The organism is Saccharothrix sp. AJ9571, assembly GCF_021725495.1.
GTDB classification, from domain to species: Bacteria; Actinomycetota; Actinomycetes; order Mycobacteriales; family Pseudonocardiaceae; genus Amycolatopsis; species Amycolatopsis magusensis.
This window is the reverse complement of sequence record NZ_CP091382.1, coordinates 9,378,987-9,404,123: the sequence shown is the minus strand read 5'-3', so window position 1 is coordinate 9,404,123 and position 25,137 is coordinate 9,378,987. Positions and strand designations below refer to the sequence as shown.

Below are 25,137 nucleotides of genomic sequence, written 5' to 3'. Positions count from 1 at the left end.
TTCCCGGCGCGTGGCAGGTTCTGACAACGATGTCAGCCAGAGAGGCCTGCCATGATTCGACGGATCGCGCCCGCCGCCCTCGCCGGAGTCCTGGTCGCGGGGACCCTGCTGGGAGCCGGGACCGCCACCGCACAGGCCGATCCGGTCGCCGAGGTGAACCCGTTCATCGGCACGCAGAACTTCGGCAACACCTTCCCCGGCGCGAGCGCGCCGTTCGGCATGGTGCAGCTGAGCCCGGACACCGGCGGCCAGGGCGGGTACGACTACCAGCAGGACTCGATCTACGGCTTCAGCCAGACGCACCTGTCCGGCGTCGGCTGCGGGGTGGCCGGTGAGCTGCCGATCATGCCGACCACCGGCGCGGTCGGGTCGGTCGACCCGCAGGTCTACCGCTCGAAGTACGCGCACGACGACGAAGAGGCCTCGCCCGGCTACTACCGCGTCGGCCTCTCGACCTACGGCGTCGACGCGGAGCTGACCGCGACCGAGCGCACCGGCTGGCAGCGGCACACCTTCCCGGCCACCGGCGCGGCGAACCTGCTGTTCAACACCGGCAAGGCGAACCAGAGCGTGCACGACTCCGAGGTGCACGTGCTCGGCGACCGCACCATCGAGGGCCGGGTGCGCGCGGGCGGCTTCTGCGCCGGTCACGACGAGCACACCGTGTACTTCACCGCCAGCTTCGACCGGCCGTTCAGCTCGTTCGGCACCTGGCGCGGAACCGAGAAGACCCCGGGCTCACGGGACGCGGCGGGCACCGGCGGCAACGGCGCCTGGCTGACCTTCGACGCGAACGAAGACCGCGACGTGGTGGTCAAGGTCGGGCTGTCCTACACCGGCGTGGACGGCGCGCGGAAGAACCTGGCGGCCGAGACCGGCGATTCCTACGACTTCGACGCGACCAGGGCGAAACTGCGTGAGACCTGGGCCGCCCAGCTCGGCTCGATCAAGATCGACGGCGGGGCGCCCGAGCGCCGGACGGCCTTCTACACCTCGCTCTACCACTCGCTGCTGCACCCGAACCTGGCCGGTGACGTGGACGGCCGGTACGCCGGCTTCGACCGGCAGGTGCACACCGCCGAGGGCTACACGCCGTACCAGAACTTCTCGCTGTGGGACACCTACCGGCCGCAGAACCAGCTGCTGGAGCTGCTCCGCCCGCAGGTGGCCAGGGACGTGGCGCTGTCGGTGGTGGCCGCGGGCCGCGACGGCGGCTGGCTGCCGCGCTGGGCGTTGGCCAACAGCGAAACCAACATCATGACCGGCGACCCGGTCACCCCGTTCCTGGTCGAGGCCTGGTCGAAGGGGTTGCTGGCCGGGCACGAGGAAGAGGCGTACGCGCTGCTCAAGCAGAACGCGACCAGCGTGCCGCCCGCCGAATCCGACTACAACGGCCGCTCCGGGCAGACCTACTACGCCGACCGCGGGTACATCCCGTCCGGCCTGGAGGTGGGGGTCGACTGCGCCCACAAGGGCGGGGACAACGACTGCAAGCACCCGGCGTCGGCGACCATGGAGTACGCGGCGGCCGACGCCGCGCTGGCGTTGCTGGCCGGTGCCCTCGGGCACCAGGAGGACGCGGCGATGTTCGCCGACCGCGGCCAGTGGTTCCGGAACCTGTGGGACCCGTCGATCCGGCAGTTCCGGCCCCGCACCGAGGACGGCACCTTCCTTTCGCCGTACAACCCGGTCGACGCCGGGCACCAGTTCCACGAGGGCGGCGCCTACCAGTACCAGTGGCTGGCCCCGCAAGACCCGAACGGGCTGGTCGCGCTGATGGGCGGCAGGCAGGCGACCGAGCAGCGGCTCGACGAGTTCTTCGCCTACGACCAGCTGCTCACCGACCCGGCCGGGACCGCGCGCGAGGACTGGATCACCGAGCCGTACGACTACTACGGCAAGCCGACGTACAACCCGAACAACGAGCCGGACCTGCTGGCGCCGTACGTCTACGCCTCGGCCGGGGCACCGGCGAAGACGGCGACCGTGGTGCGTGCGGCGTACACGCTGTTCACCGCCGGGCCCGACGGCATGACCGGCAACGACGACCTCGGCACGATGTCGGCCTGGTACGTGTTCTCCTCGCTCGGGCTGTACCCGACCATGAGCGGGTCGAACTTCCTGGCGGTGTCCAGCCCGCAGTTCGAATCGGCGGTGGTCCAGGTCGGGCAGTACGAAGGCAGGCAGGGCGGCACGCTGACCGTCACCGCGCCCGGCGTGAGCGACGAGAACCGGTACGTGCAGAGCATTTCGCTGAACGGCGCGCCGGTGGACAAGACCTGGCTGGGCTGGGACGCCATCGCGCGCGGCGGGAACCTGGCGCACGTCGTCGGGAACCAGCCGTCCAGCTGGGGTACCGCACCCGGGGCGGAACCGCCGTCGGTGAACAAGGCGCGCCCGGACCAGCGCCGGAACCTGGACGCGTCGCTGCGGCAGTCGGCCGTGGTGGCGCCGGTGGGGGACGGGCCGCAGCAGGTCACCCTGGCACTGGACGTGCTGGGGCAGGCGCCGGTCGCGCTACCGGTCACCGTGCGGGCGACCGCGCCGGACGGGTGGACCGTCGCCACCGAACCCGCTTCGCCGTTCGTCGTGCGTTCCGGGCGGATTCCCACGCAGCAAACGGTTTCGCTGTCGCTGAGCGTTCCGGCCGGAACTCCGGCGGGGAAGTACCCGGTGGTGGTCGAGGTGTCCGGCGCCGGGGTGGAACCGGTCAGCCGCACGGCCACGGTGGAACTGCGGGCGGGCACCACGTGCGCGAGTGTGGCGAACGGGCAGTGCGCGGTGAACCTGGCCACGGACGCCGGCCACGACGGCACGGCGACGGCCGAAGCTCCCGGTGAGGGCAATTTCGACGGCTCGGGCTGGAGCTACGACGCTTCGCTGCTGCCCGCGGCCGGTCCGGTCGACTGGGCCGGAACCCGTTACGCCGCACCGGATCCCACCGGCACCGCGGCGAACTTCGTGGAAGCGCGCGGGCAGGGGCTGCTGCTGCCCGCCGGGTCGCACGAGGCGCTGAAGCTGGTGTCCGCGTCGCACAACGGACCGGTGACCGTCTCGCTGAACGTGCAGTACACCGACGGCACCGGAACCGAGTTGCCGGTGGTCGTCGGGGACTGGGCGGGCTCGGCTCCCGAGGGCACCACCGTCGCGCTGGAGATGCCGCACCGGATCAAGGCGGGCCAGGGCGTCGACGGGCCTCCGGTGCGGTTGTTCGCGCAGTCCCTGCCGCTGGACCCGGCGAAAACCGTGCGCTCGGTGACCCTGCCGAACGATCCGCGGGTGGAGATCTACGCGCTCACGCTGAGCTGAGCGCGTCGAGGATCTGCTGGCCGTACTTGGCCAGCTTGTTCTCGCCGACCCCGTTCACCTGGCCGAGCTGCTCCAGCGTGGTCGGCGTGGAGGTCGCGATCTCCTGCAGGGTCTTGTCGTGGAAGATGACGTAGGCGGGCACGCCCTGTTCCTTCGCGGTGGCCGCGCGCCAGGAGCGCAGCAGCTCGAACAGCGGCTTCGCCTCGGCGGGCAGATCCGCCTGCTCCCGTTTCGCCTTGGCGACCTTCGCCGCCTTGGCCACGCGCTCCGGCTCGCGGCGCAGGCGCACCTCGCGACGGCGGCCCAGCACCTCGGCGCTTTCCTCGGTGAGCACCAGCGTCCCGTAGTCGCCTTCGACCGTGAGCAGGCGCTGTGCGAGCAACTGCCGCACCACGCCACGCCATTCCGCCTCGGCCAGCTCGGTACCGATGCCGAACACGGTCAGCGAATCGTGGTCGTGCTGGATCACCTTCGCGGTCTTGCGGCCGAGCAGGATGTCGATCAGCTGGCCCGCGCCGAACTTCTGCCGCCGCTCGTGCTGCAACCGGTACACGGTGGACAGCAGTTTCTGCGCGGGTACCGTGCCGTCCCAGGATTCCGGCGGGCTCAGGCAGGTGTCGCAGTTGCCGCAGGGATCGCTCTTCTGGCTGAAGTAGGCGAGGAGCTGCACCCGGCGGCATTCGACCGTCTCGCACAGCGCGAGCATCGCGTCGAGGTGCGAGCCGAGGCGGCGGCGGTGCGCGTCGTCGCCCTCGGAGGTGTCGATCATCTTGCGCTGCTGGACCACGTCCTGCAGCCCGTAGGCCAGCCACGCGGTGGAGGGCAGGCCGTCACGACCGGCGCGGCCGGTCTCCTGGTAGTAGCCCTCGACGGACTTCGGCAGGTCGAGGTGGGCGACGAAGCGCACGTCCGGCTTGTCGATGCCCATGCCGAAGGCGATCGTGGCGACCACGATCAGGCCCTCTTCCCGCAGGAAGCGCGACTGGTTCTCGGCACGGGTCCGCGAATCCAGCCCGGCGTGGTACGGCACGGCCTGGAAACCGTTGGCGGACAGGAACTCCGCGGTCTTCTCCACGGAGTTGCGGGACAGGCAGTAGACGATGCCCGCGTCTCCGGCGTGCTCGGTGCGCAGCAGTTCGAGCAACTGCCGCTTCGGCTCGTTCTTCGGCACGATGCGGTACTGGATGTTCGGCCGGTCGAAGCTGGCCACGAAGTGCCGCGCCTGACCGAGGTTCAGCCGGGTGGCGATCTCGGTGTGCGTGGCTTCGGTCGCGGTGGCGGTGAGCGCGATGCGCGGCACGTCGGGCCAGCGCTCGTGCAGCTGCGAGAGGTTCAGGTAGTCGGGCCGGAAGTCGTGGCCCCACTGGGCGACGCAGTGCGCCTCGTCGATGGCGAACAGCGAGATCTTGCCGCGGTTGAGCAGGGCGAGGGTGGACTCCACCCGCAGCCGCTCGGGCGCGAGGTAGAGCAGGTCCAGCTCACCGGCCACGAACTCGGCCTCGACCAGCCTGCGTTCCTCGAAATCCTGGGTGGAGTTGAGGAAACCGGCCCGCACCCCGGCCGCGCGCAGGGCGTCGACCTGGTCCTGCATCAACGCGATCAGCGGCGAGATGACCACACCGACACCGTCGCGGACCAGCGCGGGGATCTGGTAGCACAGCGATTTGCCGCCGCCGGTCGGCATCAGCACCAGCGCGTCGCCGCCACCGACGACCTGGTCGATGATCTCCTGCTGCTGCCCGCGGAAGGAGTCGTAGCCGAAGATCCGCCGGAGTACCTCGGCGGGATCGCTCACGGAGAGTCCGGATGCGGTCATGGGGCGATCCTAGGGGTGCGGTGGCGGGCTGACCCGCACTGCCTACCACCCCACCCCGACAGAACCACGCGACGTGCGAATGCCGTGAATGTGGCTTTCACGGCGGCATGCGCCGTGAAAGCCACATTCACGGCAGGTCAGGCGGCCGCGGGAGCGGTAGCGGGGGCACGCAGGGGGGCGCCCACCTCGTGCAGGTGCTCCAGGACGTACCGGTACGAGCGCATCAGGCCGCACTGGGCGTAGGGGATGCCCCGTTCCAGGCAGAACTGCTGCACGATCGGCTGCGCGTGGCGCAGGTTCGGCCGCGGCATGTGCGGGAACAGGTGGTGCTCGATCTGGTAGTTCAGGCCACCGAGCGCCAGGTCGACCCAGAAACCACCGCGGACGTTGCGCGAGGTGAGCACCTGCTTGCGCAGGAAGTCCTTCGAGTCCTCCTCCGACGGGCTCGGCATGCCCTTGTGGTTCGGGGCGAACGAGCAGCCCATGTACACGCCCCACAGCCCCTGGTGCACGACCAGGAACATCACGGCGATCCCGGGGGAGAGCACCAGGAACACCGCGCCCAGGTAGAGCACGAAGTGCAGGACGAGCAGCGCGCCGTCGATCTTGCGCGACTTGACTTCGCCGTTCCAGATCGCCCGCACGCTGCTGATGTGCAGGTTCAGGCCTTCGAGCAGGAGCAGCGGGAAGAACAGGTAGGCCTGGTACTTGGCCATCCAGCGCAGGAACCCGGTCTTCAGCCGCGCCTGGTTCTCGGTGAAGGCGAGTGCGTCTATGTTGACGTCCGGGTCGTCGTGCTCGTGGTTCGGGTTGGCGTGGTGGCGGTTGTGCCCCTTGTTCCACCAGCCGTAGCTCATCCCGACCAGCCCGCCGTGGAAGCGGCCGACCAGGTTGTTCTGACGGCCGCCGCGGAAGATCTGCTTGTGCCCGGCGTCGTGGCCGATGAAGGCCAGCTGCGCGAACACGAGCGCCAGGAAGGCGGCCACGAACAGCTGCCACCAGGAGTCGCCGATGTAGGCGAAGGCCACCCAGGCACCCGCCATCGCCAGCAGGTTGAGCCCGATCCTGACGGCGTAGTAGCCGCGGCGGCGCTCCAGGAGCCCGGCGTTGCGGATCAGCTTCGACAGCACCGCGTAGTCACCGAGGGTAGCCTGCTGATCAAGTGAGGTCGGCATTGCCGGCGCTCCCGTTCCCGGCCTCTTTCGGGCCGGATGTAACCGCCGAAGACGAAACCGGTTCGGCTACCGGGATACACAAGCCCTCAACTTCCCTCAACTCTACCTGGCCGCCGCCCGGGGCAGCCCGCCCAGTTACCGCCAGGTGGCCGGGCGGTGGAAGTCTTTGCCGGAAAATCGCTTGTCGTGCGGTCGGTGGGTGCCCACAGTGAAGGGCAGGGGGAAACGAGGGCCGGGAGGCGCTGTGCGCGAGTACGAATTCACCAGGATGGGTGGCGAGAGCACGTTCGCCGCGCTGGTCCTGCCCGAGGGCGACCGGACCGAGTCCGCGGTGGTCCTCTACCGCCGCGGGGTGCGCGTGTGCGAGTTCGAGGTGCCGAGCGAGGAGACCGGGGAACTGGCTTCCTGAGCCCACCTGAACGGCCGATTGACCGGGTGTGGTCTAGACCACAAAGCTGGGTGGACGGGTCTCCGCTCTCTCCCCGCCGCCGGAGCGAGGCACAGATCTCTCCGGAGGAGAACCCATGCCCGCACCCCGGCGGTCCCTGTCCGCCGTCCTCGCCCTGCTGACCGCGTTCGTCCTGGTCACCGTGCCGCAGCCGGTCTCGGCCGCGCCACCTGCGTTCACCCACCCCGGCGTGTTCCTCAACCGCGCCCAGCTCGACTTCGTCCGTGACCGGGTCGGTGCCGGCGCCCAGCCGCAGGCCGCGGCGTACGCGCAGATGACCTCGAACCCGCTCGCCTCGCTGACCCGGCAGCCCAAGCCGCGAGCGGTGGTCGAATGCGGGCCGTACAGCAACCCGAACCTGGGCTGCACCGACGAGCGGCAGGACGCCATCGCCGCCTACACCCACGCGCTGAACTGGTACATCACCCGCGACAGCCGGTACGCCGCCAAGGCGATCTCGATCATGGACGCCTGGTCCGCGGTGCTCACCGGCCACACCAACAGCAACGCCCCGCTGCAGACCGCGTGGGCGGGCACCTCGTGGGCGAAGGCGGCGGAGATCATCCGGCACACCGGGGCGGGCTGGTCGCAGGCCGGGGTGAACCGGTTCGCCACCATGCTGCGCGAGGTCTACCTGCCCGAGATCGCCGGCGGCCGGGCGAACACGAACGGCAACTGGGAACTGACCATGATGGAGGCCTCCCTCGGCATCGCGGTGTTCCTGGAGGACCGGGCGGCCTACGACAAGGCCGTCGGCATCTTCCGCACCCGGGTGCCCGCGTTCATCTACCTGCCCTCCGACGGCGCCCTGCCGAAGACGCCGCCGGGCAGCGGGATCGACACCCGCGACGAGATCGTGGCCTACTGGCACGGCCAGCAGAGCTTCGTCACCGGGCTGGCCCAGGAGACCTGCCGTGACTTCACCCACACCGGGTACGGCGTCGCCTCCATCGCCAGCTTCGCCGAGACCGCCCGCCACCAGGGGCAGGACCTGTACCCGGAGATCCAGGACCGGCTGCGGCACACCCTCGGCTTCCACGCGAAGTACGAACTGGGCGAAGCGCCGCCGTCGTCGATCTGCGGGGGCAGCGTCAAGCGGGGCCTCGGCCCGGTGCCGGAGGTGGCGTTCGCCGCGCTGAACACCCGCCTCGGCATCCCGATGTCGAACACGCAGAAGCTGGTCGAGCAGCAGCGGCCGGCGGGGACGAACAGCCTGTTCGTGGCGTGGCAGACCCTGACCCACGCGGGCAATCCGAACTAGCACTCGCGCTCCCGCGATAAATGAGTTGGCGGGGTCGGCGGGGCTTGCTAACTTGGTCGGGTGATCTGATCCGGAACCCCGCCGCGCCGCCGCTTCCGTGCCGCGCGTGCTTCTCTTCCTCGGTAGCCCTCGCGGCTCGTCTTTCCCGGCTACTCATGCCGAGCTTTGGTCAAGACGAGGAGGTTTCCTCATGCGTGCCAGTCAATCCAGCGAAGTCACCCCGGCGCCGGCGAACCGGCGTGAGCGCCGCGCCGCGCGGTCCGGGGGCAAGATCCCCGACCGCGGCAGGTCCACCCCTGTCGTGCAGCCGCGCCAGTACGCCGCCCGCCGCCGCGGGTGACACCATGGCCGTGGCGGGCTCACCCGAGCCCGCCACGGCTTTCTCCTACCTGCTCGCCGCCGGGCGGACCACGATCTCGTTGACGTCCACTTCGGACGGTTGCGCCACGGCGTAGGCGATCGCGCCGGCGATGGCCGACGCGGGCAGGGCGACCTTGCGGTACTCGCGCATGCCCGCCGCCGCTTCCGGGTCGGTGATGCTGTCGGCCAGTTCGGATTCGGTGACACCCGGCGAGACCACGCTCACCCGCACGTCCCCGCCCGATTCCTGGCGCAGGCCCTCGGAAATCGCCCACACGGCGTACTTGGTGCCGCAGTACACCGCGGCCGACGGCACCACCTCGTGCGCGCCGATCGAGGCCACGTTGACGAAGTGCCCGTGCCCCTGCGCCCGCATCAGCGGCAACGCGGCCGCGATGCCGTGCAGCACGCCGCGGATGTTCACGTCGATCATCCGGTTCCACTCGTCCAGCAGTCCGGCGTCCAAATTGGACAGCGGCATCACGCCGGCGTTGTTGACCACCACGTCCACCCGGCCGTACCGCTCAAGGGCGAATTCCACGAACGCGCGGAAATCCTCGGCGTCGGTCACGTCCAGCGCGCGGTACTCAGCCGACCCGCCGGCGCCGCGGATCTCCTCGGCCAGCTCCGCCAGCCGCTCGGTCCGGCGCGCGCCGAGCACCACCCGGTGCCCGGCGGCGGCGAGCCGCACCGCGGTCGCCTGCCCGATGCCACTGCTCGCCCCGGTGATCAACACGGTCTTCTCGGTTCCATCGCTCATGAATCCGAGTCTGGGCCGTGACGACCGAGCCGGGCAGGACGTGGTTCTCCTGGGTGCCGCACACCCTGGCTCTCCCCGGACGGCCTGCATCGGACACGAATGTGGCCTTTGGGGGCGGAATCCGCCCCCAAAGGCCACATTCGTGACATGGCGCCTGTCGCGAGTGTGGGACTCGGCTGCGCGAGTGTGGGGTTCGACTGCCTGAGTGTGGGACTCGGCTGCCTGAGTGTGGGACTCGCCCGGGATGCGGCGGTCGCCGGGCGAGTCCCACGTTCGTGCAGCCGAGTTCTACGTTCCGGCGGCCGAAACCCACACTCGGTGTCTTTGGCCCCGCCTCCGGCAGGGCGGCGAGGTCGCTTTTGAGCCGGTTTCCGGGGTGGGGCGCGCCGTGCCGTTGGGCGGCCCGACGTGCCCCACCCCGGAAACCGGCGCGACCTCGCGAGCGGTGCAGGTGGTGCTCAGCGCTTGGCGGCGGGCTTTTCGGTCCGGATCTTGCTGGGGCAGATGCAGCCGCGGTCGAGGTGGCTGTCGATGGTGGCGGTGCAGAAACGGGTGCCGAGGTTGTCGTGGCCGTCCAGCGGGTGCGAGCACGCCGGACAGGCGTTGCTCGACCGGGTTTCGACGGCTTCGGCGATGGGCGAGTTCATCCGGTGCTCCCGTCTCCGGCCGGGGAACCGGCCGGACTGGGTGCCGGAGACGACGCGGGCTTGGGTGCGCCGCGTCAGGTTGCCTTCGACGACACTCAGCCTACGCGTCGCCGGGTTCGCGCGCGGACCAGGCCGCACTGACCGCGGCCAGCGCGGCCTCCACGTCCACGCTGAGGTCGTGGGCGGTGCGGGCGTATTCGACGGCGGCGGCCCGCAGCAGCGCGGCCTTGTCCGGCCGGTGACCGGCCTCGGTGACCACGGTGCCCTTCGCGCGGGCGGTGCGCACCCAGCCGTTCGCCTCCAGCTCCCGGTAGACGCGCGCGACGGTGCCCGAAGCCAGCGCGAGGTCCCTGGCGAGCTGCCGGATCGGCGGCAGGCGCGTGCCGGGGGCCAGCGCACCGGTGGTGATCAGCCGGATGAGCTGGTCGTGCACCTGCCGCCACGGGGCGATCCCGCTGTCGGCGTCGACGACGACCTTCAGCGGCACCGCGCCACCTCGGTGCGGATCCCGCCGGCCAGGTGGAACCAGGCGGCCAGCCCGGCGACCACCAGGATCCACGAGGTCAGGTTCTGCGCCGGTACCAGTGACGCGGTGGCGGCGGCCCCCAGCCCGGCGGCCACCCTGGCGCTGCGCACGCGCAGCGCGGTGTCCACCGCACCGTCCCCTGTGGACGGACGACGTACGGCGAGCAGGATGATCAGCCAGGTGATCGCCGAGGTCACCGCGGCCACCCCCAGCAGCACCCACGAGCGGTGGAGCAGCAGCCACACCGCGGCAGCGACGACGATGGTCGCGTAGAGACCCAGCCCCCACACCGGGATGAGCGTGCGCACCCGTCGACTGTCCAAAGTGGCCTCACGCAGGGCGCCCTTCGGCGGCCGCTGCGCCAGCACCTCGGCGATCAGGGCGCCGCCCAGCAGGGTGGCCAGGATGATGGACGGGGCCGGGTCGTCGGCGAGCCCGGCCGCGTCGGCCAGCGCGGGCAGGCCGAGGAACAGCCACGGGTACCAGAACCGGCGGCGGCGCAGGTACCGCACCGCTTCGGCGACATCGGACGGCGCCGGATCGCCGACGCCCCAGCGGCGCAGCACCTTCACGCCCTGTTTGTCACCCGGCCACAGCGGGATCAGGATGAGCAGGCCGAACAGGCCGAGGATCAAGGCCACGCCCAGCAGGTTGTCGAAAGGCACGAGCGACCTCCTGTCTTGTATCAAGCGCATGGTACAAGACGAGAGCCCGGGTCGCCTAGCCCGGCCAGACGAAGAGGCTGATGGGGGTGGAGGCCAGCGCGGAGGTGGCGGTGAGCGCGATCCAGCGGGCGGGCAGGAGGCGGCGGCGCCGCGGTTCGGCGATCCGGTCCAGTCGTGCGGTGATGTCCCCGTCGATGCCCAGCGTGCCCGCCGGGGTGGTGAACCCGCCGTCGCGGAACCGCCGCAGTGCGGCTTGCAGGCAGTCGCGGGTGTGCGCCCGGCATGCCTTGTCGTCGGCGCGCATCTCCAGCAGCAGCGCCACGGTCGCGGAGACTTCCTTGGCGTAGCGCGATTTCGGCAGCACCCGGCGCAACGCGGTGAACGGCACCAGCACCAGGTCGTGCCGCTCGCGGGCGTGCGCGCGCTCGTGCCCGAGCACGGCGGCGAGCTGCCCGGCGTCCAGCATGGCCAGCGTGCCCGAGCTGACCACGATCCGCGGCCGCAGGCCCGGCACGCAGTAGGCCATCGGCGCCGGGTGGTCCACCACCACCGCACCCGGGGCGGCCGGGTCCTCGCGGCCGAGCAGCGCGAGCAGGTCCCGCTGGCGGCGCCGGACCCGCAGCACGCCCGCGGTGGACACGGCCACGGTGATCGGCACCAGCGCGGTGGTGACCACCGCGGCGACCAGCCAGGCGAGCCGCGCCGCGGTCATCTCCGGCGGCGAGCCGGTGGCCAGATCGGCGGTGAACGCGTCCAGTGCGGGCAGCATCGGCCGGTCGTACGGCGCCAGCCCGAGCGCGGCCAGCAGGCCGAGCACGCACAGCACCCCGGTGGCCAGCAGCGACTGCCACGCCACCACGGCGGCGCCGGGGCTCTCACTGCTCCAGCGCGCACCCAGCAGCGGCGGCACGGCGAGCAGGCAGAGCACCAGCGTCACGGCCAGGTGCGCGACCGCGCTCATCCGGACTTCCGGTGCCTGTCCAGCGCCTGGCTGAGCGCTTCGGCCTCGGGATTGCTCACCGAGCGGGCGAAGTGGTTCAGCGCGGCCTCGCGATCGCCGGTCAGCGCCAGCGCGTCGAGCATGAGCCGGGCGACGTAGGCGTCCCGGCCGGCGGCGGGGCGGTAGGACCAGGCGCGGCCGTCGCGCTCGCGGAGCACGAAACCCTTCTTCGCCAGGCGGTCGAGCACGGTCATCACGGTGGTGTAGGCCGGTTTGCGCTCGGCCAGCGCGTCGGCGACCGCGCGCACCGTCGCCGGGCCGGCGTGGTCCCACAGCACGTCCATCACCGCGCGTTCCAGCTCACCCAAACCGCCTGTTCCCGCCATGGGCACATGGTAGGTCCCGCTATGCTCGGCGGAGATCCCGCCAGTGGAGAGCACACCATGCGAAAGCGCCCGCCGGCCCCGCACACCGGGGTCGAGGCCGGGGACCGGGTGGTCGACCGCGGTTGACCGGACCCGAGTTCACCGGCAGGCAGGCGGTGGTCACCGGCGCGGCCGGGACCATCGGCGCGGTACTGGCGCGGGCGCTCGCCGCGGCGGGCGCGGAGGTGCTGCTGGTCGACCAGGACCCGGCGGCCCAGGAGCTCGCGGCCGAAGTCGGTGGCCGCGCGGTGGTCGGCGATCCGCGGGGGAGTGGGCTGCCCGCCGAGGTGCTGATGGCACTGGACGGCGCGCCGGAACTGCTGGTGCTGGCCGAGAACGTGCACGTGCGATCGCCGGCGACCGAGCTGAGCGAAGACGAGTGGCAGTTGCTGTGCCAGGTGAACGTCGGGGCGCTGTACCGGATGGTGCGGGCGGCCGCGCCGTCGATGGCACGCCGTGGTTCCGGTGCGGTGCTGGCGATCTCGTCGGTGACGGCCGAGCGGGTGCTGCCCGGCAGCGTGCCCTACGGCGCGACCAAGGCGGCGGTCTCCCAGCTGGTGCGCGGGCTGGCGCTGGAGCTCGGGCCGAGCGGGGTGCGGGTGAACGGCCTCGCGCCGGGTCCGCTCGCGGACGAGCACGCCCGGCGCCGGGTGGCGGGCCGCGTGCCGCTGGGCCGCCTCGCGGATCCGGAAGACCTGGTGGGGCCCGCGTTGTTCCTGCTGTCGGCCGCCTCGCGGTACGTCACCGGGCAGGTCCTGGTGGTGGACGGCGGTTACGCACTGTCCTCACCGATGTGACGCAGGTCTCATTCGACAGCGGGTGTAGAACGCGCGTGGAGTGGGTAACCCTGGCTCGGCTTCGTCCGACCTGGGAGAGGTGCCCGATGACCGAGTGCAGAGGCGCCGCGTCGCTCGAAATGATGTTCCGAGCCTGGCGGACCGAGATCGAACGGGAACCGATGGCCGAGTGCCTGTCCACCCCGGTCATCCTCGACCGGCTGCGCGAGTCCACGGACCAGGGTTACCTGTCCGCGGACCCGTCGCACCGCTCCGGTGCCGTGGCCTGATTCCTCGCGACGGAGGTCAGTTGCCCGGCGGCTGCTGACCCTGCGGGCCGCCCTGCTGGGGACCACCCTGTTGGGGACCACCCTGTAGCTGCGTGGTGCGTTCCGTGATGGTCTTCGCGGTCGCCGCGTCGCCGTTCGGGATGGCGGTCACCATCACGGTGTCCCCGCCGGCGATGTCGGCCGCCGTGCCCTGACGCCCGAACGTGGTGCTGCCGTCGATCGTGTAGGTCTTGGTGTAGCCGTCCTCGCTCTTCACCGTCGCCGAGGTCGCGCTGATCTCGGCGACCTCACCCGCCTGCATCACTTCGGTGGTGAACCCGCCCTTGCCGTCGGAGACGGTGTACTCGCCGTGCAGCGCGGAGGCCAGTCCCTCGGCCGAGCGCATGATCGGGCCACCGCCGTTCATCATGCCGCCGGGGCCGCCGCCCTGTTCGGTCACGGAGGTGCCGCTCGCGGCGTAGACGGCGACGCCGCCGGTGGCCGCGATGCCGACCGCGATCGCCGCCGCGGCCGCGGTCTTCTTGCCCGACCAGCGGGGCCGGGGCGCCGGAGCACCCCACTCCGGGGTGGGCTCGGAAGGCTGGGGGTTGGCTGGCTCGGTCATCTGACTCACTCCTCGTAGCTCCGGCTCACTCGCCGGCTGCGTCCCAGCCTCGGGCCGTTGCCTGTGCGTCCGCTGTGCCCCGCCTTGGCTGGGGCTATGGGACTCAGGGCAATGGGCCCGGCTCACAGGGGAGCCACAGGATCAGCACAAGGAGCACCCAGCCCGGGGGCCCAGCTTCGTAGGCATGACAGCGACTCTGCCCGCGGACACCCGGCGCGCGCCGGTCGAGACGGACGGCCCGGCCCCCGTGCTCGACGTCGTGGTGCCCGTGTACAACGAAGAGACCGACCTGGGCCCGAGCGTGCGGGAACTGCACCGGCACCTGAGCCTGCGCTTCCCCTACCGCTTCCGGATCACCATCGCCGACAACGCCAGCACCGACCGGACCTGGTCGATCGCCGGGGAACTGGCCGCCGAACTGGCCGAGGTGACCGCGGTCCGGCTGGAGCAGAAGGGCCGCGGCCGCGCGCTGCACGCGGTGTGGCTGGCCTCCGACGCGCAGGTGCTGGCGTACATGGACGTCGACCTGTCCACCGACCTCGCCGCACTGTCCCCTTTGGTCGCTTCGCTCATCTCGGGGCATTCCGACGTGGCGATCGGGAGCAGATTGGCGCGTGGAGCGCGGGTGGTGCGCGGCGCGAAACGGGAGATCATTTCGCGCTGCTACAACCTGCTGCTGCGCGGCACGCTCTCGGTCCGGTTTTCCGACGCCCAGTGCGGTTTCAAGGCGATCCGCGCGGACGTCGCCAGGGAGCTGCTGCCGCACGTCGCCGACACCGGCTGGTTCTTCGACACCGAACTGCTGGTGCTCGCGCAGCGCGCCGGAGCACGCATCCACGAGGTCCCGGTCGACTGGGTGGACGATCCGGACAGCCGGGTGGACATCATCTCGACCGCACTCGCCGATCTGCGCGGCATCGCCCGGCTCGCCCGCGCGCTGGCCACCGGCAGCCTGCCGATCGGCAGGCTGCGGGACCAGCTCAACCGCGCGCCGGTGCCGGTCGAAGCGCCCGGTGTGCCGGGTGGGCTGGTCCGCCAGCTGGTCCGGTTCGCCGCGGTCGGCGTCGCCAGCACGCTGGCGTACCTGCTGCTCTTCGTGCTGCTGCGCGGGGGTGTCGGCCCGCAGGCGGCGAACTTCGTGGCGCTGGCCGTGACCGCGGTGGCCAACACCGCGGCGAACCGCAGGCTGACCTTCGGCGTGCGCGGTGCCGCCGGGGCCGGGCGCCACCACCTCGAAGGCATGCTGGTGTTCCTGCTCGGCCTCGGCCTGACCAGCGGCTCGCTGGCGCTGCTGCACTCGGCCACCAGCCCGTCCCAGCCGATCGAGCTGGTCGTGCTCGTGCTGGCGAACCTCACCGCGACCGTCCTGCGCTTCCTGCTCCTGCGCGGCTGGGTGTTCAACCCCCGCCGGAACCGATCGGAGACCCCGTGAGCACCTCGACCCTGTCCGCCCCCGCGCCGGCCGCACCGTCCACTTCGGACAGCAACGGCCCGGCGGCGCCCCGGTGGGTGCGGCCCGCCTTCTGGGGACTGCTGCTCGGCACCGCCGTGCTGTACCTGTGGAACCTGGGTGCTTCCGGGTGGGGCAACTCGTTCTACGCCGAGGCCGCGCAGGCCGGTTCGCTGGACTGGAAGGCGTGGTTCTTCGGCTCGCTCGACCCCGGGAACACCATCACCGTGGACAAGCCGCCCGCGTCGCTGTGGCTGATGGGCTTGTCCGGCCGCGTCTTCGGCTTCTCCAGCTGGAGCATGCTGGTGCCGCAGGCGCTGCTCGGCGTCGGTTCGGTGGCGCTGCTGTACGCGGCGGTCCGCCGGTGGTCGGGGCCGGGCGCGGGCCTGTTCGCCGGGGCCGCGCTGGCGCTGACCCCGGTGGCGGCGCTGATGTTCCGCTTCAACAACCCGGACGCGCTGCTGACCTTCCTGCTGGTGCTCGGCGCCTACTGCGTGGTGCGCGCGGTGGAGAAGGCGTCGCCGAAGTGGCTTGCCCTGGCGGGCGTGGCGATCGGGTTCGGCTTCCTGACGAAGATGCTGCAGGCGTTCCTGGTGTTGCCGGCGTTCGGGCTGGTGTACCTGATCGCCGCGCCGACGGGCCTCGGCAAGCGGCTGCTGCACCTGCTCGGCGCGCTCGTGGCGGTGGTGGTCTCGGCGGGCTGGTACATCGCGGTCGCCGACCTGTGGCCCGCGGCATCCCGTCCGTACATCGGCGGGTCCACCGACAACACCGTGCTCGACCTGGCGCTGGGGTACAACGGACTCGGCCGCATCTTCGGTGGCGCGGGCAACGGCGGTGGCGGCAACATGGGCGGCGGGAACGTCGGTTTCGGCGGGGAGACCGGGATCGGGCGCATGTTCGGCGACAGCTTCGGCACGGAGATCTCCTGGCTGCTGCCCGCCGCGGTGCTCGGCCTCATCGCCGGGCTCTGGTTCACGCGCTGGTCGCCGCGGACCGATCGCACGCGGGCCTCACTGGTGCTGTGGGGCGGCTGGCTGATCGTGACCGCGCTGGTGTTCAGCTTCATGGAGGGCACGGTGCACCCGTACTACGCGGTCGCGCTGGCCCCGGCGATCACCGCGGTGGTCGCGATCGCCGGGCGTGAACTGTGGCGGGGCCGGGCGCACGCGGCGCCGCGGTTCTTCTTGGCTGGCATGGTCGCGGTGACCGCGGTGTGGGACTACATCCTGCTCGACCGGTCCTCGGAATGGCACCCGGTGATCCGCTGGGCGATCCTGGTGCTCGGCATCCTGGTGGCCAGCGCGATCGCGGTCGGCGCGCACGAGTTCCGGCGGGCCGGGCGGGCGATCGCGGTGGCGGCGGTGGCCGTCGGGCTGACGGGCACGCTGGTGTTCGGCGTGGCCACCGCGGCGGTGCCGCACAGCGGGTCGATCCCGATCTCCGGTCCCGCGACCGGTGGTGCTTTCGGTATGCCGGAAGGGGAAACGCCGTCGGCGGAGCTCGTGGCGGCCTTGCGGGCGAGCACGGAGGACTGGGCCGCGGCGAGCAGCGGCACGCGGGGCGCGGCTTCGCTGCAACTGACCAGCGGGAAGTCGGTGATGCCGATCGGTGGCTTCAACGGCGGGGACCCGGCGCCGACGCCGGCGCAGTTCCAGCAGTACGTGGCCGAGGGCCGGATCGGTTACTACATCGGCGAAGGCGCCGGCCGCATGGGCGGTCCCGGCGGGGGTGGCAGCGAGATCGCCGAGTGGGTGCAGGCGAACTTCACCGCGACCACGATCGGCGGGCAAACGGTCTACGACCTCACCCCGTAGGATCCGCGCCATGGGGACCGAACGGATCAGCCCGCCGCTGCGCGGGGACGAGCGCGAGACGCTGCGCGCCTTTTTGGACTTCCACCGCGCCACGCTGGAAATGAAGTGCGAGGGGTTGTCTACCGAGCAGTTGCGCGAGCAGTCGAGCCCGCCCTCGACGCTCTCGCTGCTCGGGCTGGTCCGGCACATGGCCGAAGTGGAGCGGACCTGGTTCCGGCGGGTGATCAACCAGGAGACGGAGCTGCCGTTCGTCTGGTCGCCCGAACGGGATTACCAGGTCGCCTACGACGCCTCGAACGCCACCCGTGAGGAGGCGTTCGAGGCGTGGCAAGCCGAGGTCGAGCACTCGCGCCGGATCGAGCGGGAAGCGGAATCCCTTGACGTGTTCGGACACTTCCCCCGCTGGGGTGAGGACGTCTCGCTGCGACTGGTGATGCTGCACCTGATCCACGAGTACGCCAGGCACAACGGCCACGCCGACTTCCTGCGCGAAGCCATCGACGGCGAGGTCGGCGCCTAGTCTCCTCGCGGAGCCTTTAGCGGACACGAATGTGGCTTTGGGGGCGGAATCGGCCCCGAAAGCCACATTCGTGTCCCGGTGGTTTCGGGTCCGGGCGCGGCGAGTGTGGGGTTCGGCTGCCTGAACGTGGGGTTCGCCTTCCTGGGTGTGGGACTCGCCCGGGGTTCGTCGTGAGCTAGAGCAGTTTGTCCAGGGTGATGGGGAGTTCACGGACGCGTTTGCCGGTGGCGTGGAAGACCGCGTTCGCGACCGCGCCCGCCACGCCGGTGATGCTGACCTCGCCGATGCCGACCAGGCCCAGCGGCATGGTCGGGTCCGGTTCGTCCAGGTAGTGCACGTCGATCGGCGGGATGTCGGCGTGCACCGGCACGTGGTACTCGGACAGGCTCGGGTTCATGATCCGCCCCGATCGCGGGTCGACCAGGGTTTCTTCGGACAGCGCCATGCCGATGCCCATCACGATGCCGCCCTTGAGCTGGCTGGTGGCGGTCTTCGCGTTGATCACCCGGCCCACGTCGAACACCGCGGTCCAGCGGGAGATCCGGGTCTCGCCGGTGTCCGGGTCGACGCGCACCTCGCAGAAGTGCGCGCCGCTCGCGGCCTTCACCCAGCGCCGCTGGTCGCGGACGAACTTCGACATGAACCGGACCTGCCCGGCCACCGCGCCGAGGCCCGAGTCGGCGCCGACGGACGTTTCCAGGTGGGGCTTCCCGGCGGCCCGGAGGATGTCCGAGTGCGAATCCCCGGGGTGCTTCTTCGCCAGCCCGGCCAACTCGTGCTTGAGCTTGTCGCACGCGGTGAGCAGGCTCGCCGCGACGCTGGCGGTCTGGTTGGAGCCGCCCGCCAGCGGGCCGGTGGGCAGGTCGGTGTCGCCGTATTCGACGCGGACCGAGCCGACCGGCACCCCGAGCGCGTCCGCGGCGATCTGCGCCTGCGCGGTCGCGCCACCCATGCCCATCTCGTGGAAGCCGCAGCGCACCAGCACCGAGCCGTCGGCGGAGAGTCGTACGGTGAGGTTGGCGGTGAACTGCACCGCCGGGTGGTACGCCGCCGCGACGCCCCAGCCGACCAGCCACCGCCCGTCCCGCATGGAGCCAGGCTCCGGGGTCCGGTCCGCCCAGCCGAACTCGGCGGCTCCGCGGGTGTAGCACTCGCGGAGCAGCCGGTGCGAGAACTCCTTGCCGTCCAGCGGGTTCACCGTCGGTTCGTTCCGCAGCCGCAGTTCGACCGGATCGATGTCGAGCCGGTAGGCCAGTTCGTCGACCGTGGCTTCCAGTGCGTAGGTGCCGATCGCCTCGCCGGGAGCACGCATGAACGTGTTCGGCACGGCGTCGAGTTCGATGAGGTTCTGCTGCACCAGGATGTTCTCGGCGGCGTAGAGGTGACGCGACTGCGAGGTCACCTGCTCCGGACCGCCGCCCCCGCTGCCGGTCTGCGTGACGCTGGTGTGGATGAGCGAGGTCAGCCGCCCGTCGGTGCCCGCGCCGAGCGCGACGCGCTGCAGGGACGGCGTCCGCCCGCCGACCGTGCGGTAGACGCTTTCGCGGCTGAGCAGCATGCGCACCGGTCGTCCGGTCACCTTCGCGGCGAGCACGGTCAGCACCGTCCCCGCCCACACCGAGCCCTTGCCGCCGAAGCCGCCGCCGACGAACGGCGCGATCACCCGGATCCCGGCCACCGGCACGCCGAACCTCAGCGCCAGGTGCCGCCGCACCCAGTCCATGCCCTGCGTGGCCTCGTGCACGGTCAGCCGGTCGCCGTCCCACACCGCGGTAGTGGCGTGCGGCTCGATCGCGTTGTGGTTGTGCATCGGGGTGTAGTACCGCAGGTCCACCGAGACCGGCGCGGCGGCGAGCGCGGCTTCGGCGTCGCCCTTCTTCGCGCCGCCGGGCATGAGCATGGTGCTCGGCTGGGGCTTGGCGTTCCCCTGCTCCGCCTTAAAGTCCACTGTGGACTCGGCGACGGCGTACTCGGCCGTCACCAGTGACGCGGCTTCACGGGCGGCTTCGAGCGTCTCGGCGACGACCACCGCGATCGGCTGGCCGTTCCAGTACACCTCGTCGGTGTTCAGGTAGTTGACCCTGGTGCCCGACGCCATCGTGCTGAGTTTCAGCGGAGTCGGTCTCGGCGGCTTCTTCATCGGTGGCGCGTTCTCGTGGGTGAGCACGGTCAGCACCCCGGGCACGGCGAGCGCGGCTCCGGTGTGGATCGCGGTGATCCGGCCGCGCGCGATCGTCGCGTGCGCCATGGCCGCGTAGGCCAGGCCGGGATACGGGTACTCCGCGGCGAACCGGGCTTCCCCGGTGGTCTTCGCGGTGCCGTCGACCCGGTCGAGCGGGCGGCCGACGGCCTGGGTCAGCGGGGGGTCCTGCACCTGGGTCATGCCGCGCTCCTGCCGGTCAGCTGCCGCAGCGTCGCGGTGATCGTCCGCTGGGCCAGGTCGATCTTGAAGGCGTTGTGCTCGCGTCCGGTGGCGGCGGCGAGCTCGGCCGCCGCGGCTTCGCGGAAGGACTCCTCGGTGGCCGGGGCCCCCAGCAGCACGCGTTCGGCTTCGCGGGCCCGCCACGGTTTCCCGGCGACCCCGCCGAGCGCGAGCCGGACCGCGGTCACCTCGTGGTCGCGCACCTCCAGCGCGGCGGCGACCGAGACCAGCGCGAACGCGTACGACGCCCGGTCGCGCACCTTGCGGTAGCGGGAGTTCGCGGCCATCGGCAGGGCGGGCAGCTCGATCGCGGTGATCAGCTCGTCGGCGGCCAGTTCGGTCTCCACCTGCGGAGTGGCGCCGGGCAGCCGGTGGAACTCGGTGAGCGGCAGGCGGCGCAGCCCGCGCAGGCTTTCGATCTCGACCGTGGCGTCGAGCGCGGCGAGCGCCACGCACAGGTCGGACGGATGCGTGGCGATGCAGGACTCGGTGGTGCCGAGGATCGCGTGCCCCCGGTTGAACCCGCCGAGCGCGTCGCAGCCGCTGCCCGGTTCGCGCTTGTTGCACGCCGACGTGGTGTCGTAGAAGTACGGGCAGCGCGTGCGCTGCAGCAGGTTCCCGCCGACGGTGGCCATGTTGCGCAGCTGCGCGGACGCCCCGGCGAGCACCGCCTGGGTGAGCACCGGGTACCGCGAGCGGATCAGCGGGTGGACCGCCAGCGTGCTGTTGCGCACGAGCGCCCCGACGCGCACCCCGCCGCCGGGCAGTTCCTCTACTTCGGTCAGCGGCAACCGGCTGATGTCGACCACGGTGTCCGGGCGCTCCACCGTGGCGCGCATGAGGTCGACCAGGTTCGTGCCGCCGCCGAGGAACTTGGCGTTCGGCTCGCCGGCGATGACGCGCAGCGCGGTGGGCACGTCGGTGGCGCGGTGGTAGGCGAAGGACCTCATCGGGCGACCACCTCCCGGTCAGCTACTTCCTGGATGGCGTCGACGATGCCGTTGTAGGCACCGCAGCGGCAGAGGTTGCCGCTCATCCGCTCCCGGATCTCCGCGCCGGTCAGCTCGCCGTCCGGGGCCGCGCGGTGCTCGGCGAGCATGCCGACCGCCGAGCAGATCTGGCCGGGCGTGCAGTAGCCGCACTGCAGTCCGTCGTGGCGGACGAAGGCGGCCTGCAGCGGGTGGTCCAGTCCCTCGATCGTGGTGATCTCGGCGTCTTCGTACTGCACGGCCAGCGCGAGGCACGAGTTGATCCGCACTCCGTCCGCGAGCACCGTGCACGCCCCGCAGGCGCCCTGGTCACAGCCCTTCTTCGTGCCGGTCAGCCCGAGGTGCTCGCGCAGCGCGTCCAGCAGGCTGACCTGCGGCGGAAGGCTGAGCACCGTGGTGGCTCCGTTGACCCGCAAACGCAGCTCGGTCACTGATCCTCCTGTCGTTCGGTGCTGCCGAGGTTAACGAAACAGTGGTCTCTTAACAAGAGTACGGCGTTCTTTTAACTTGGGTCGTATGCTGATCGCCGTCATGGGACAGCATTTCGTCCGGGCGCGCAGGCCCGAGCAGAAGCGACAGCGGCGCGAGGCGATCCTCGCCGCCGCTCGCGAGCTCGCCGTCGCCTCGGGTGTGCGCGCGGTCAGCCTCGGCAACGTGGCCGCGGCGGTGTGCCTGGCGAAGTCCAATGTGGTCCGGTACTTCGGCACGCGTGAGGAGATCTACCTCGAACTCGCCGCCGAGTGCTGGGCCGAGTGGGGTGCCGCCCTCATCGACCGGCTGGACCGGGTGCGGACCGCCGACGCGCTGGTCGGCGCGATCGCCGAGACGCTCGAAGCACGCCCGCTGTTCTGCGACCTGCTCGGGCACGTGGCGACCAGTCTCGAGCACAACGTGTCGGTCGAGGCGGCGCGCTCGTTCAAGCGGCAGGTGAAGGACGTGCTCGCCGAGGTCGGCGTGGCGATCGCGCGCACCGGCCTCGGCCTGACCGAGACCGAGGGCTTCGAGCTCGCGGCCGCGGGCACGATGTTCGGCGGTGCGCTGTACCCGGCCGCGCACCCGCCGAAGACGTTGATCGAGGTGTACGCGTCGGACCCGGAGCTGGCCGCGATGTGCCCGCCGTTCGTGCCGACGCTCAAGCGCGCCCTCGGGGCGATCGTCGCCGGCCTGCCGTCACTGCGGTGATCCACGGCACGGTCGCACCCGGGTTCGAGGACGTGCGCGAAGCGTTCGCGCTGGACCACGGCGGCGGTGCGCAACTGGCCGTCCATCAGCGCGGCGTACCGGTGGTGGACCTCTGGACCGGCTGGGCGCCCGACCGGATCGCGGTCACCATGTCGTGCACGAAGGCGCTGGTGGCGATCTGCGCGCACCTGCTCGCCGAACGCGGTGACCTGGACCTGGACGCACCGGTTTCGCGGTACTGGCCCGGGTTCCGCGCCGATCCGCCGGTCTCGTACCTGCTGTCCCACCGCGCGGGCCTGCCCGCCTTCGACCTCGACGGCGAAGACCTGCTCGACTGGGACCGGTGCACGTCGACGCTGGCCGCGATGGGTCCGCGGTGGACCCCCGGCACGGCGTTCGCCTACCACTCGACCACCTTCGGCTACCTGGTCGGCGAAGTGATCCGGCGGGTCACCGGCACCACGGCCGGCCGGTTCTTCGACGAGGAGATCGCCCGCCCGCTCGGGCTGGACCTGTGGATCGGACTGCCCGCCGAGCAGGAACACCGTGTCGCGCCGATCGGTCCTCATCGGACGGAGCTGGCCGAACTGCTGACCACCCGTGCGGGCCGGGCGGCCGAAATCCCGTCCGCCAACGGGATCGGGGACGCGCGTTCGCTGGCGAAGCTGTACTCGTCCGTCCTCAGTGGACTACTCGGATCGGCGACGCTCGATCGTGCGTGCGCACCGCAGACCGACGGGCTGCCGACCCCGGTGGTCATGCCGCACCCGCAACGGTTCGCGCTCGGGTTCGAGTTGACGCGCGGTGCGTCCCCGCTGCTGGGTGCGACTTCGTTCGGCCACGCCGGTGCGGGTGGTCGGCTCGCCTTCGCCGATCGCGAAACCGGGCTGGCCGTCGCGTACGTGTGCGCGCACTCGGGCTGGAACCCGGGTCAGGGGCCGGACCCGCGCTGGCTGCCGTGGTTGCGCGCGCTCAGCCGTCGGCGAGGCGGTCCAGCCACTCGCTGAGCAGGGCCCGTTCCGCCGGGCTGAACGGCAGGTCGCCGGTCAACGCGGCACGCAGGGACACGGCCCTGGTCGCCAAGTCCGCACCGGGCGCTGGCTGGTCGGTGGTGATCGTGCGCACCACCATTTCCCGTGCCACGGCGGAGATTTCGAGGTCGCGCTCGGCCGGGGGCAGGGCGATCAGCGAGAGCACCACGCCGACGCCGGTCGAGTGCGTCAGCTCCGCGGCGCGCTCCACGCTCATCGTCAGCTGCCCGGCTTCGGCGATCCGCGAGATGATGCCGTGCAGGATCGCGGCGGCCTCCTTAGCGGCGGGGGAGGGGCCGCCCGGGCGCGCCTCGCCGTACATCAGCGCGTAGAACGCCGGCCGCGTCAGGCCGAACTGGATGTGCAGGTCCCAGCCGCGGCGCAGGTCGCCGACCGGGTCGCCGGTCGCGCCGAGGTCGTGCTTCTGGCCCAGGTACTCCTCGAAACCGTAGGAGGCCACCGCGTCGAGCAGGCCGTCCTTGTCGCCGAACAGCCGGTAGAGCGCGGGCGCCTGGACCCCGGCCGCCGCGCTCACCGCCCGGGTGGAGACCGCGTCACGACCGCCCTCCTGCAGCAGCTCCGCCGCCGCGCGCAGGATGCGGTCCCGAGTGGGAAGTGCCTGGTCGACCGTCATGTTTCCGATGATAACAACTCCTTGGTAGCGTTTGTCCGGTATCGGTGTTAGCGTGGTGGAGTTAGCAACGGAAACATCCTGGAGGTAACACCGATGCGGACCCGCGCACTGGGCCAGGCCGAGGTTTCGGCCTTCGGGCTCGGCATGATGGGAATGTCCGATTTGTACGGTCCGGCCGACGAGGCGGAATCGATCGCCACCGTGCGTGCCGCGCTCGACGCCGGCGTCACCCTGCTCGACACCGGCGACTTCTACGGCATGGGGCACAACGAACTCCTGCTCCGGGACGCGCTGCGCGGCCGGGCTCGCGAAGCCGCCACGATCAGCGTGAAGTTCGGCGCGCTGCGCGACCCGGACGGTGCCTGGGCGGGGTTCGACGGCCGCCCGGCGGCGGTGAAGACCTTCGCCGCGTACAGCCTGCGGCGGCTCGGCACCGATCACCTCGACATCTACCGGCCCGCCCGGCTCGATCCGGCCGTGCCGATCGAGGACACCGTCGGTGCCATCGCCGAACTCGTCGAGGCGGGCCACGTCCGGCACGTCGGGCTGTCCGAGGTCGGTGCCGAGACCCTGCGGCGGGCCGCGGCCGTACACCCGATCACCGATCTGCAAATCGAATATTCGCTGCTTTCCCGTGGTATCGAAGCGGAAATCCTGCCGGTCGCGCGAGAACTCGGCGTCGGCGTCACCGCGTACGGGGTGCTGTCGCGCGGCCTGCTGAGCGGGCACTGGCGACCGGACCGCGAACTGACCGCGGCCGACTTCCGCGGCTCGAACCCGCGTTTCCAGGGGGAAAACCTGGAGCGCAACCTCGAACTGGTCGAGGCGCTGCGCAAGGTCGCGCAGGCCAGGGAGGTCACCGTCGCGCAGGTCGCGATCGCCTGGGTTGCTTCGCAGGGCAAGGATGTCGTGCCGCTGATCGGCGCGCGTACGCGGACCAGGCTCGCCGAGTCGCTCGGCGCGGCGGATTTGGAACTGTCCCAGGCGGATCTCTCGGCGATCGAGGCCGCTGTCCCGGCGGGCGCGGCGGCGGGCAGCCGGTACGCCGAGCCGATGATGGCCGCACTGGACAGTGAACGCCACGCCTGAA

At 71.4% G+C, this 25,137-nt stretch carries 25 protein-coding genes; 12 read left to right on the top strand and 13 right to left on the bottom strand.

Translation table 11 applies throughout. The features are described 5' to 3' along the window. The first annotated feature begins 51 nt into the window (after positions 1-51). Positions 52-3,309, top strand: coding sequence for a GH92 family glycosyl hydrolase (locus L3Q67_RS42700; RefSeq protein WP_499187083.1), 3,258 nt, complete (start codon positions 52-54; stop codon positions 3,307-3,309). On the opposite strand, the gene recQ is transcribed toward L3Q67_RS42700, so the two are convergent. Both recQ and L3Q67_RS42690 read right to left on the bottom strand, forming a co-directional pair. Further along, a complete protein-coding gene (gene recQ, locus L3Q67_RS42695; protein ID WP_499187082.1) occupies positions 3,296-5,125 on the bottom strand; it encodes a RecQ family ATP-dependent DNA helicase in 1,830 nt (609 codons plus the stop codon). The two genes, L3Q67_RS42700 and recQ, sit on opposite strands and share 14 nt — an antisense overlap. A gap of 137 nt (positions 5,126-5,262) precedes the next feature. Further along, entirely contained in the window at positions 5,263-6,300 is a 1,038-nt protein-coding gene (locus L3Q67_RS42690) for a fatty acid desaturase family protein (protein WP_499187081.1), read from the bottom strand. 244 nt (positions 6,301-6,544) lie between these two features. Here L3Q67_RS42690 and L3Q67_RS42685 point away from each other — a divergent pair, with 244 nt between their 5' ends. The 3 genes from L3Q67_RS42685 to L3Q67_RS42675 all read left to right on the top strand — a co-directional run bounded on the left by L3Q67_RS42685 (position 6,545) and on the right by L3Q67_RS42675 (position 8,349). Further along, positions 6,545-6,709 carry a hypothetical protein gene (locus L3Q67_RS42685; RefSeq protein ID WP_209665407.1) on the top strand — a complete coding sequence of 55 codons (165 nt, stop codon included), beginning with the start codon at positions 6,545-6,547 and terminating at the stop codon, positions 6,707-6,709. Positions 6,710-6,824: 115 nt separating this feature from the next. Continuing rightward, on the top strand, positions 6,825-8,009 hold the full coding sequence (locus tag L3Q67_RS42680; protein ID WP_499187080.1) for an alginate lyase family protein: 1,185 nt from the start codon (positions 6,825-6,827) through the stop codon (positions 8,007-8,009). A 190-nt stretch (positions 8,010-8,199) separates the two neighbouring features. Beyond that, on the top strand, positions 8,200-8,349 hold the full coding sequence (locus L3Q67_RS42675; RefSeq protein ID WP_209665409.1) for a hypothetical protein: 150 nt from the start codon (positions 8,200-8,202) through the stop codon (positions 8,347-8,349). Positions 8,350-8,394: 45 nt separating this feature from the next. Here L3Q67_RS42675 and L3Q67_RS42670 read toward each other — a convergent pair whose 3' ends face one another. The 6 genes from L3Q67_RS42670 to L3Q67_RS42645 form a co-directional block, all read right to left on the bottom strand. Continuing rightward, complete coding sequence (locus L3Q67_RS42670; protein WP_499187079.1) at positions 8,395-9,129, bottom strand: SDR family oxidoreductase; 735 nt, start codon at positions 9,127-9,129, stop codon at positions 8,395-8,397. Between the two features lie 458 nt (positions 9,130-9,587). Next, a complete protein-coding gene (locus tag L3Q67_RS42665; RefSeq protein ID WP_499187078.1) occupies positions 9,588-9,776 on the bottom strand; it encodes an RGCVC family protein in 189 nt (62 codons plus the stop codon). Positions 9,777-9,876: 100 nt separating this feature from the next. Next, the gene (locus L3Q67_RS42660) at positions 9,877-10,263 is read right to left on the bottom strand and encodes a GntR family transcriptional regulator (protein WP_499187077.1); all 387 of its coding nucleotides are present in this window, start codon (positions 10,261-10,263) and stop codon (positions 9,877-9,879) included. Beyond that, the gene (locus tag L3Q67_RS42655; RefSeq protein ID WP_499187076.1) at positions 10,254-10,967 is read right to left on the bottom strand and encodes a hypothetical protein; all 714 of its coding nucleotides are present in this window, start codon (positions 10,965-10,967) and stop codon (positions 10,254-10,256) included. Before L3Q67_RS42655 ends, L3Q67_RS42660 begins: the two co-directional genes overlap by 10 nt. A gap of 55 nt (positions 10,968-11,022) precedes the next feature. Then, positions 11,023-11,928: a M56 family metallopeptidase gene (locus L3Q67_RS42650; RefSeq protein WP_499187075.1), complete on the bottom strand. Its 906-nt coding sequence runs from the start codon at positions 11,926-11,928 to the stop codon at positions 11,023-11,025. Then, on the bottom strand, positions 11,925-12,293 hold the full coding sequence (locus tag L3Q67_RS42645; protein ID WP_499187074.1) for a BlaI/MecI/CopY family transcriptional regulator: 369 nt from the start codon (positions 12,291-12,293) through the stop codon (positions 11,925-11,927). The genes L3Q67_RS42650 and L3Q67_RS42645 overlap by 4 nt, the downstream gene beginning before the upstream one ends. Before the next feature lie 122 nt (positions 12,294-12,415). Between L3Q67_RS42645 and L3Q67_RS42640 the strand changes: the two genes are divergently transcribed. After that, the gene (locus L3Q67_RS42640) at positions 12,416-13,129 is read left to right on the top strand and encodes an SDR family NAD(P)-dependent oxidoreductase (RefSeq protein ID WP_499187073.1); all 714 of its coding nucleotides are present in this window, start codon (positions 12,416-12,418) and stop codon (positions 13,127-13,129) included. Between the two features lie 86 nt (positions 13,130-13,215). Next, positions 13,216-13,398, top strand: a complete 183-nt coding sequence (locus L3Q67_RS42635; RefSeq protein ID WP_499187072.1) for a hypothetical protein — start codon at positions 13,216-13,218, stop codon at positions 13,396-13,398. 16 nt (positions 13,399-13,414) lie between these two features. Here L3Q67_RS42635 and L3Q67_RS42630 read toward each other — a convergent pair whose 3' ends face one another. Further along, positions 13,415-14,002, bottom strand: coding sequence for a hypothetical protein (locus L3Q67_RS42630; RefSeq protein WP_499187071.1), 588 nt, complete (start codon positions 14,000-14,002; stop codon positions 13,415-13,417). 184 nt (positions 14,003-14,186) lie between these two features. Between L3Q67_RS42630 and L3Q67_RS42625 the strand changes: the two genes are divergently transcribed. Genes L3Q67_RS42625 through L3Q67_RS42615 form a run of 3 tightly spaced genes read left to right on the top strand, consistent with a single transcriptional unit; the run spans position 14,187 to position 17,789 of the window. Further along, positions 14,187-15,434 carry a bifunctional glycosyltransferase family 2/GtrA family protein gene (locus L3Q67_RS42625; protein ID WP_499187070.1) on the top strand — a complete coding sequence of 416 codons (1,248 nt, stop codon included), beginning with the start codon at positions 14,187-14,189 and terminating at the stop codon, positions 15,432-15,434. After that, entirely contained in the window at positions 15,431-17,269 is a 1,839-nt protein-coding gene (locus L3Q67_RS42620) for an ArnT family glycosyltransferase (RefSeq protein WP_499187069.1), read from the top strand. The genes L3Q67_RS42625 and L3Q67_RS42620 overlap by 4 nt, the downstream gene beginning before the upstream one ends. Before the next feature lie 10 nt (positions 17,270-17,279). Further along, the gene (locus L3Q67_RS42615) at positions 17,280-17,789 is read left to right on the top strand and encodes a DinB family protein (RefSeq protein ID WP_499187068.1); all 510 of its coding nucleotides are present in this window, start codon (positions 17,280-17,282) and stop codon (positions 17,787-17,789) included. A gap of 175 nt (positions 17,790-17,964) precedes the next feature. Here the strand turns inward: L3Q67_RS42615 and L3Q67_RS42610 are convergent, their stop codons facing one another. The 3 genes from L3Q67_RS42610 to L3Q67_RS42600 are packed head-to-tail and all read right to left on the bottom strand — an operon-like array spanning position 17,965 to position 21,631. Beyond that, on the bottom strand, positions 17,965-20,172 hold the full coding sequence (locus tag L3Q67_RS42610; RefSeq protein ID WP_499187067.1) for a xanthine dehydrogenase family protein molybdopterin-binding subunit: 2,208 nt from the start codon (positions 20,170-20,172) through the stop codon (positions 17,965-17,967). Then, positions 20,169-21,161 (bottom strand): FAD binding domain-containing protein, encoded by a 993-nt coding sequence (locus tag L3Q67_RS42605; protein ID WP_395907415.1) that lies wholly within the window; start codon positions 21,159-21,161, stop codon positions 20,169-20,171. Before L3Q67_RS42605 ends, L3Q67_RS42610 begins: the two co-directional genes overlap by 4 nt. Then, on the bottom strand, positions 21,158-21,631 hold the full coding sequence (locus tag L3Q67_RS42600; protein WP_499187066.1) for a (2Fe-2S)-binding protein: 474 nt from the start codon (positions 21,629-21,631) through the stop codon (positions 21,158-21,160). The genes L3Q67_RS42605 and L3Q67_RS42600 overlap by 4 nt, the downstream gene beginning before the upstream one ends. Before the next feature lie 85 nt (positions 21,632-21,716). Here L3Q67_RS42600 and L3Q67_RS42595 point away from each other — a divergent pair, with 85 nt between their 5' ends. Both L3Q67_RS42595 and L3Q67_RS42590 read left to right on the top strand, forming a co-directional pair. Then, positions 21,717-22,382: a TetR/AcrR family transcriptional regulator gene (locus L3Q67_RS42595; RefSeq protein WP_499187065.1), complete on the top strand. Its 666-nt coding sequence runs from the start codon at positions 21,717-21,719 to the stop codon at positions 22,380-22,382. After that, positions 22,379-23,389, top strand: a complete 1,011-nt coding sequence (locus L3Q67_RS42590; RefSeq protein WP_499187064.1) for a serine hydrolase domain-containing protein — start codon at positions 22,379-22,381, stop codon at positions 23,387-23,389. The genes L3Q67_RS42595 and L3Q67_RS42590 overlap by 4 nt, the downstream gene beginning before the upstream one ends. Here L3Q67_RS42590 and L3Q67_RS42585 read toward each other — a convergent pair. Further along, positions 23,355-24,047: a TetR/AcrR family transcriptional regulator gene (locus tag L3Q67_RS42585; protein WP_499187063.1), complete on the bottom strand. Its 693-nt coding sequence runs from the start codon at positions 24,045-24,047 to the stop codon at positions 23,355-23,357. The genes L3Q67_RS42590 and L3Q67_RS42585 overlap by 35 nt on opposite strands. A 93-nt stretch (positions 24,048-24,140) precedes the next feature. Between L3Q67_RS42585 and L3Q67_RS42580 the strand changes: the two genes are divergently transcribed. Further along, positions 24,141-25,136 (top strand): aldo-keto reductase family protein, encoded by a 996-nt coding sequence (locus L3Q67_RS42580; protein WP_499187062.1) that lies wholly within the window; start codon positions 24,141-24,143, stop codon positions 25,134-25,136. Position 25,137 lies beyond the last annotated feature (1 nt).

Bases quoted from the DNA above. Each gene is read 5' to 3' on its own strand.
- L3Q67_RS42610 (WP_499187067.1), bottom strand. From the start codon at position 20,172: ATGACCCAGGTGCAGGACCCCCCGCTGACCCAGGCCGTCGGCCGCCCG.
- L3Q67_RS42680 (WP_499187080.1), top strand. From the start codon at position 6,825: ATGCCCGCACCCCGGCGGTCCCTGTCCGCCGTCCTCGCCCTGCTGACC.
- L3Q67_RS42625 (WP_499187070.1), top strand. From the start codon at position 14,187: ATGACAGCGACTCTGCCCGCGGACACCCGGCGCGCGCCGGTCGAGACG.
- L3Q67_RS42635 (WP_499187072.1), top strand. From the start codon at position 13,216: ATGACCGAGTGCAGAGGCGCCGCGTCGCTCGAAATGATGTTCCGAGCC.
- L3Q67_RS42630 (WP_499187071.1), bottom strand. From the start codon at position 14,002: ATGACCGAGCCAGCCAACCCCCAGCCTTCCGAGCCCACCCCGGAGTGG.
- L3Q67_RS42585 (WP_499187063.1), bottom strand. From the start codon at position 24,047: ATGACGGTCGACCAGGCACTTCCCACTCGGGACCGCATCCTGCGCGCG.
- L3Q67_RS42615 (WP_499187068.1), top strand. From the start codon at position 17,280: ATGGGGACCGAACGGATCAGCCCGCCGCTGCGCGGGGACGAGCGCGAG.
- L3Q67_RS42665 (WP_499187078.1), bottom strand. From the start codon at position 9,776: ATGAACTCGCCCATCGCCGAAGCCGTCGAAACCCGGTCGAGCAACGCC.
- recQ (WP_499187082.1), bottom strand. From the start codon at position 5,125: ATGACCGCATCCGGACTCTCCGTGAGCGATCCCGCCGAGGTACTCCGG.
- L3Q67_RS42580 (WP_499187062.1), top strand. From the start codon at position 24,141: ATGCGGACCCGCGCACTGGGCCAGGCCGAGGTTTCGGCCTTCGGGCTC.
- L3Q67_RS42700 (WP_499187083.1), top strand. From the start codon at position 52: ATGATTCGACGGATCGCGCCCGCCGCCCTCGCCGGAGTCCTGGTCGCG.
- L3Q67_RS42670 (WP_499187079.1), bottom strand. From the start codon at position 9,129: ATGAGCGATGGAACCGAGAAGACCGTGTTGATCACCGGGGCGAGCAGT.
- L3Q67_RS42690 (WP_499187081.1), bottom strand. From the start codon at position 6,300: ATGCCGACCTCACTTGATCAGCAGGCTACCCTCGGTGACTACGCGGTG.
- L3Q67_RS42645 (WP_499187074.1), bottom strand. From the start codon at position 12,293: ATGGCGGGAACAGGCGGTTTGGGTGAGCTGGAACGCGCGGTGATGGAC.
- L3Q67_RS42605 (WP_395907415.1), bottom strand. From the start codon at position 21,161: ATGAGGTCCTTCGCCTACCACCGCGCCACCGACGTGCCCACCGCGCTG.
- L3Q67_RS42595 (WP_499187065.1), top strand. From the start codon at position 21,717: ATGCTGATCGCCGTCATGGGACAGCATTTCGTCCGGGCGCGCAGGCCC.
- L3Q67_RS42650 (WP_499187075.1), bottom strand. From the start codon at position 11,928: ATGAGCGCGGTCGCGCACCTGGCCGTGACGCTGGTGCTCTGCCTGCTC.
- L3Q67_RS42675 (WP_209665409.1), top strand. From the start codon at position 8,200: ATGCGTGCCAGTCAATCCAGCGAAGTCACCCCGGCGCCGGCGAACCGG.